We start from the raw sequence: 5607 nt of genomic DNA on the forward strand, positions 1-5607 counted from the left end.
CCCGCGGAGCGGGACCCTCAGCGCTGCGCGCTGAGGAAGGGGCGCCGGTTCGCTGCGCTCACCGGAGAGCCAGGCCTTTGGCCTGGATCCTCAGCGCTGCGCGCTGAGGAAGAGAGCCGGTTCGCTGCGCTCACCGGAGAGCCAGCCCTTCGGGCTGGGTCCTGAGCGCTGTTGAGCTCAGGAAGAGAACCCGGTTCGCTGCGCTCACTGCAAGGCCGGCCCTTTGGGCCGGGGTGCTGCGCTTAGCTTCGGATGAGTTCGGGCTCTGCCCGAACCTCCCCTTTCGCGGGCTGGAGTGAACCCGTTTCACGGGGTCCGGGCCTTCGGCCCGTTGGCGTGGGTCCGCTCCGCTCCCCCACGCCGGGTCGGTTCGCAGTGCTCAAGGATGACCAGTTCGTTGCGCTCACTGAGGAGCGAGACCCGTTTGTTGCGTTTACAGGAGCAGCGGGCTTTCGGTTCTGTGGGTAGTGCTGAGTGCTGGAGTAGGGAGGGGCCCCTGCCCGAGCTTGGGCGGGCCTTTATGGACCGGTCTTTTGTGCCTGGCTCCAGTGGGGTGAAAGGGCAGGTCAGGTGGGTTGGGTGGGAAGTGGAAGCGGGCTTGAGGTGGGCTTGGAGGGTTCTTGGTGTGGGGTTGAGGGGTGTTAACGGCGTTAACGCTTGGAGTGGGGGTGATTCAAAGTGATCTGGGGATAGAGATAGGAACCAGTCAGATTCAGCGTGGTTATGGACAGACTGTCCGGCGCTGGTCGATGGAGCGTTGAGCTGATGAGTCGTCAGGGAAGTACCGGGTAGTGGGGTTTGGGACGGTGCTCAGTGCGCGCAGCGCGGTAGGGGACGGCCTATAGAAGGTACGGAGATGCGTTTGCGCAGGTCAGGCGGGGTGCGGGGGGAAAGTTATGTCCCCTCAGGAGGGACATAACTCGGGGGATGTGTCGCTGGTGGGGGGACAGAACGACGGCAAAACGTCAGCGAGGCTGACGGTTTTTGGGCTAAAACGTCAGGGAGGCTGACGTTCTTCTGGAGATGTGTCCTCGAACTGGGTCGGGGGAGGGTTCGGTTGGGTGGGGACGGCCCGTGGGGGGTGTTGGGGGCCGTGGCCGAGATGTGTCCCTCCTGGGGGGACACAAGACACGCCGAACGTCAACGAGCGTGACATTAGTGTCACCCTTGTTGACATACTCTCTCTGCAGATCAACGAAGTGGAGAGCATCCTCGTGTCATCAGAGCCACAGCGCCGCCGGCCGAGTCCGTCGCGCGCGCCGCGTCCTGATCTCCCTGTTGATGACGCGATTTCGGCGTGGAGTCAGCCGCTGGCTCCGGTCAAGGACCTGGACAGTCTCGCCAAGCGGTATCCGAGCCGGAAGCTCACGCTGGACGGTGAGCGCAAGCCGCTGGAGTTCTACGGGACGCAGAGTCAGCCAAATGCGTTTTCGATGGACAGCCTGGAGTTCTTCCTGGTCATCGCGCAGTACTTCCGTGAAGCGCTGCCGTTGAGGCTGATCCTGCTGCTCATTGCTTGCCAGCGGGCGGGGGGGCGGATTCCACTTACCCAGGAGGAGATGGCTACGATCCTTGACGTCAGTCGGACAAAGACGTCGGAGGCGCTGCACACCGTGATGTCTCATGGGATCGTCTTCAAGGTGCGGCGGGGTGTGTACCAGTTCAACCCGCCCTACAGTTACCGGGTGGCTGAGTTCATCCCGGGTACGGAGACGGCGGGTGAGTTCGTGAAGGTGGAGCAGCACAGCACCATCTCGCAGATTCGCAGCGATACGAGCCTGCCCGACCTGGTGCGGTTCCCGTCGCTGGACCACATGCGGCAGGCAATCGAGGAACTGCGGGCCGAACGGTCCAAAGAGCGCGCTGCGCGCCGGCTGAGCCGGGTGCAGCGCAAGGAAGAAGGGACAGCTCAGTGAGCACCTTGCGATTCGCTGCGGTCAACGCCGACGGGCTTCTCTCCGACCTCGACCTTCCGCCTGCGGCGTACCGCGTGCTGCTGAAGCTGCGTTCGCTGAGCGAGCCCGGGGGGCGGATCCTCATCGATCAGGCCACCATCGGGGGGCTGCTGGAGCTGAGCAGGCCGAGCGTGAACGCCGCGCTGCGGAGCCTGGAGCTCGCGAGGCTGGTGCGGAAGGTCAGGAACGGGGTCTACCAGATCAATCCGATGCTGGCCGGGTACAACTCGTTCGAGGACGCGGTGGCCGCGGTCAACGAGATGCCGGCGGAGGAGCGCCTGGACGCGCGCGGTTACGTCGCCAGCTACCACGAGGCGGTGGCGGCGTACCAGGATCAGTTGGCCGAGCAGCGCAAGAAGCGGGCGGCGCAGGCGGCGGCGAAGAAGGCTGCGGAGTCGAAGCGGCGGAGGACGTTGCACGCCGTGGGGTAGTAGTGGTGTCGTTGCGGGCGCCTGAGGCCCTCTCAGGCGCGTTGGAGGGCCCCGGGATAACCCCGGGGCCCTCCTGGGTTTTTAGGGACGGAGAGGGGCGTGTGGGGCTTCGTCAGAAGGCGAAGTCGACGTAGTCGATGTCGGTGAACTCGACGAGGAGCGACGTGGCGCGGGCGCCGTTGTCCTTGAAGTAGATCTCCTGGAGGGCTTCGGCCGTGATGTGGCGCAGTTGGGCCTCCGTGGCGCCGGCGTCCTGGGCGGCGAAGAGGCGGCTCGCGTACTCCGGGGGGAGGTGCTGGGTGATGCGGCGCATGCGGCCGTCGTCGGTGGTGCCGGGGGCCGCGGTGAAGCCGAAACGGGCGCGCGTCTCGATGACGAGGCCGGTGGTCCGTGCGGCCTGGTCGCGGGCGCGCTTGCGGACCAGGGGCTGCCAGCGGCGGCGTACCTCCGCCTCCAGGCGGGCGGCGAGTTCGGGCTTCGGCTGCTTGATCTGGTTCTTGACGTAGCGCTCGACGGTGCGTTGGGAGATGCCGAGCGCCGCGGCCACCGCCTTGGTGGTTTTGAGCTGCTTGACCAGGAAGCGGACCTGGGCGCCCGCGGACTTGGGGATCGGGCGGGTGAAGTGTGGCTCATCGGCCTTGGTGAGGCTGTCGGAGATGTCGTCGGGCATGGGTTACTCGCCGTCTGCAGCTGCGTCGTGGCCCTTGATGTGGCGGGCGGGGTTGAGGCCTTCGTCGAGCATTTGCACGGCCCACAGGAGGGGCTGGGTGCCTTCGTGCTTGACCATGCCGGGGCTGACGCCGAGGCGGAATCCGCCGGGGACGGGCTTGCCCTCGGGGGTGTGGGGGAGGAAGTCCAGGGGGCCGGGGCCGTCGGAGAGGTAGACCGCGCAGTCGGAGAGGACGGCGACGGGGTACAGGTCCGCCGCGGTGGCGAGCTTCTGCATCTTGCGGTGCATGTTGACGCGGGCGGTGGAGATCACGGCGGCGCGGATGTCGGGGCGCCAGGTGGGGCGTTCGAGGGCGGGCCATGATTCGCCCGGGCGGTAGCCGGCGCCTTGGGGGCGTTCGCGGAGTTTGCCGATGCCGCCCTTCACCGTTGCCTTGATGGCCGACAGGACGGCGGTGGAGGTGTTCGAGTGCTCCTTGTACGTGGTCATGGCTTCGAGGAACTCCGCCTCGGTGAGGGCCGGGGTGACGCCCAGGTCGGCCATGGTCGCCAGGTAGGCGTCGCGGAGCCGGGTGTACCAGGCGTCGAGGTACGGGCCGCTGTCCGGGCGGATCCAGGCCTCGGTGGGGCGGACGTCGAGGCCGAGCTCCTGGGCGTAGGCGAGGGTCGGGGTCGCGTACCAGGCGGGGCCGGTGGGGGTGGTGCCGTGGGGGGTGAAGGGGCTGGGGAGGCGGGGGTCGAGTCGGAACGACGACAGGTCCGCCAGCCAGCAGCCGGGGGTCTTGGGGTCGAAGCGGGGGGTGGTGGTGTGGGTCGCCGGGCCGAGGCCGACCGGGAGGCGGTTCGCGGCTGCGGCGAAGGCCATGTTCACGTCGATGCCGACGGCGTGGGTGCGGGCGCACTCGGTGTCGGTGAGGAGCTCAGGGTCGCGGATCCAGTCGTAGGCCTCCTCGTCGAGGACCTCGTCGGGGGTGCGTTGGTGGGCGCGGGGGTACAGCGCGGCGACCACGGGGTGCTCGTCGGGGGCTTCCGGCGGGGCCGGGTCGACGGGGCGGGTCAGGGAGCCGGCGACGGGGGCGGAGACCCAGGTGTTGGTCGCCTGGTCGCGGGCGGCCCGGGTGGGCGGGCGCAGGGCCGTCATCAGTTCCAGGCCCGTGACGGCGGTCGAGCCGCGGGGGGTGAGGACGCGCGCTGCGTAGGTGGTGAGCAGCTCGGCGAGTTCGGGCGCGGGGAGTTCCGCGGTGTCCTCGCCCCAGGCGCGGGCGTCGAGGGCGCCCCAGGGGAGGACCGCGAGCTGTACGCACTGGCGGCCGGTGCCGGGGGTGGCGGGGCGGTAGATGCGGGGCCAGGGGCCGAAGCCTCGGCGGGTGAGCTGCCATTTGGCCTTCGCGAGTTGCTTCACGACGGGGTGGTTGTCGGGCAGGCGCAGGGCGCGGCGGTCTTCGAGGGTGAGGGGGAGACCGAGGGCCTCGGTGGCGGCGGCGGTGAGGACGAGGAGGGGATCGCCGTCCTTGCCGTTGCGGTGGAGGCGGGGTGCGCGGAGGTCGGCGTCGGGGCCGAGGGCCCAGGTGATGAGGTCGGGCAGCCCGGTGGTGGGGTGGGGGAGGACGAGGCCGCCGGTGGCGTGGGCCTGGCCGGTGCCGTCGAGGACGGCGAGGGGGCCGTGGCCTTCGACGGGGAGGGGGGCGCGGGGCTTACCGGTGGTGGGGGCGCGGCGGGGCGCCCTTCCCGCGGAGGCCGTGTCCTGAAGGGGTGTCCCGTGGGGGGTGGCTGCTTGAGGGGTGGCTGCTTGAGGGGAGGGTGCAGCGGCGGTCGGAGGCTGTGGGGCGGGAGCCTCGGCGTTAACGGCGTTAACGGCGTTAACGGGTGCCGGTGCCGGCACCGGCTCGGCGGGGATGGGGGCGTTAACGGCGTTAACGGGTGGGGGTGCGGGTGCCGGCTCGGTGGGGGCGTTAACGGCGTTAACGGGGTGGAGGGCGGCGAGGCCTTCCAGGAGGCGGGCGTAGGCAGCGCGCTTCGGAGGACGGGGGGCGGTGCGGCCGGTCTCCCAGGAGGTGATGGTTTCGCGGCGGACCGATAGGGCCTTCGCGATCTGTTCCTGGCTGAGGCCGGCCGCTTCGCGCAGCCGCTTGCGTTCGTCGGGGTGGGGAAGCCCGTCCTGCGCCGCCGCTTCTTCGAGCAGGGCGTCGACCGCTGCGAAGAGGGCAGTCTGTTCGTTCATGTCGTTCATCGGTACCTCCGGGTGCAGCCATGTTAAACGCACCTCAGAACGCACATGAACCGCACGTCGGAGTGGTGGGGGCGTTAACGGCGTTAACGCCGTTAACGGTCGGGAGGTACGCCGGTCGGGTCGGCCTCGGGGTGTTAACGGCGTTAACGCCGTTAACACCCCGAGCGAGCTGTGGTCGCGACGGCGACCCGAGTGGAGGGGGCCGGCACCGAAGTGATCAGGCAGGGCCTTTATGAGGGGGTGGTGGCGAGGGTTTTGGTGTGGGCGGGTTGGGTGTAGTTGCGGTTGTGGTAGACGAGTGGGGTGTCGTGGGTGTGGGAGA

The 5607-nt window shown here is 68.9% G+C and carries 4 protein-coding genes; 2 read left to right on the forward strand and 2 right to left on the reverse strand.

Annotated features, from left to right (window positions below; genetic code table 11):
• The first annotated feature begins 1199 nt into the window (after window positions 1-1199).
• Both ACFY0I_RS39815 and ACFY0I_RS39820 read left to right on the forward strand, forming a co-directional pair.
• Window positions 1200-1916, forward strand: coding sequence for a hypothetical protein (locus ACFY0I_RS39815; protein ID WP_362884685.1), 717 nt, complete (start codon window positions 1200-1202; stop codon window positions 1914-1916).
• Window positions 1913-2386 (forward strand): MarR family transcriptional regulator, encoded by a 474-nt coding sequence (locus ACFY0I_RS39820; RefSeq protein WP_281208294.1) that lies wholly within the window; start codon window positions 1913-1915, stop codon window positions 2384-2386. Before ACFY0I_RS39815 ends, ACFY0I_RS39820 begins: the two co-directional genes overlap by 4 nt.
• Before the next feature lie 112 nt (window positions 2387-2498).
• Here ACFY0I_RS39820 and tpg read toward each other — a convergent pair whose 3' ends face one another.
• Window positions 2499-3056, reverse strand: a complete 558-nt coding sequence (gene tpg / locus ACFY0I_RS39825) for a telomere-protecting terminal protein Tpg (protein WP_388904717.1) — start codon at window positions 3054-3056, stop codon at window positions 2499-2501.
• Window positions 3057-3059: 3 nt separating this feature from the next.
• Window positions 3060-5276, reverse strand: a complete 2217-nt coding sequence (gene tap / locus ACFY0I_RS39830; RefSeq protein WP_388904718.1) for a telomere-associated protein Tap — start codon at window positions 5274-5276, stop codon at window positions 3060-3062.
• Window positions 5277-5607: the final 331 nt, after the last annotated feature.

The organism is Streptomyces sp. NPDC001568 (assembly GCF_042893755.1).
In the GTDB taxonomy this organism is placed as follows: domain Bacteria; phylum Actinomycetota; class Actinomycetes; order Streptomycetales; family Streptomycetaceae; genus Streptomyces.

What these genes read in the sequence shown, in the direction of transcription:
- tpg (WP_388904717.1), bottom strand. Translation starts at nt 3,056, where the DNA reads ATGCCCGACGACATCTCCGACAGCCTCACCAAGGCCGATGAGCCACAC.
- tap (WP_388904718.1), bottom strand. Translation starts at nt 5,276, where the DNA reads ATGAACGAACAGACTGCCCTCTTCGCAGCGGTCGACGCCCTGCTCGAA.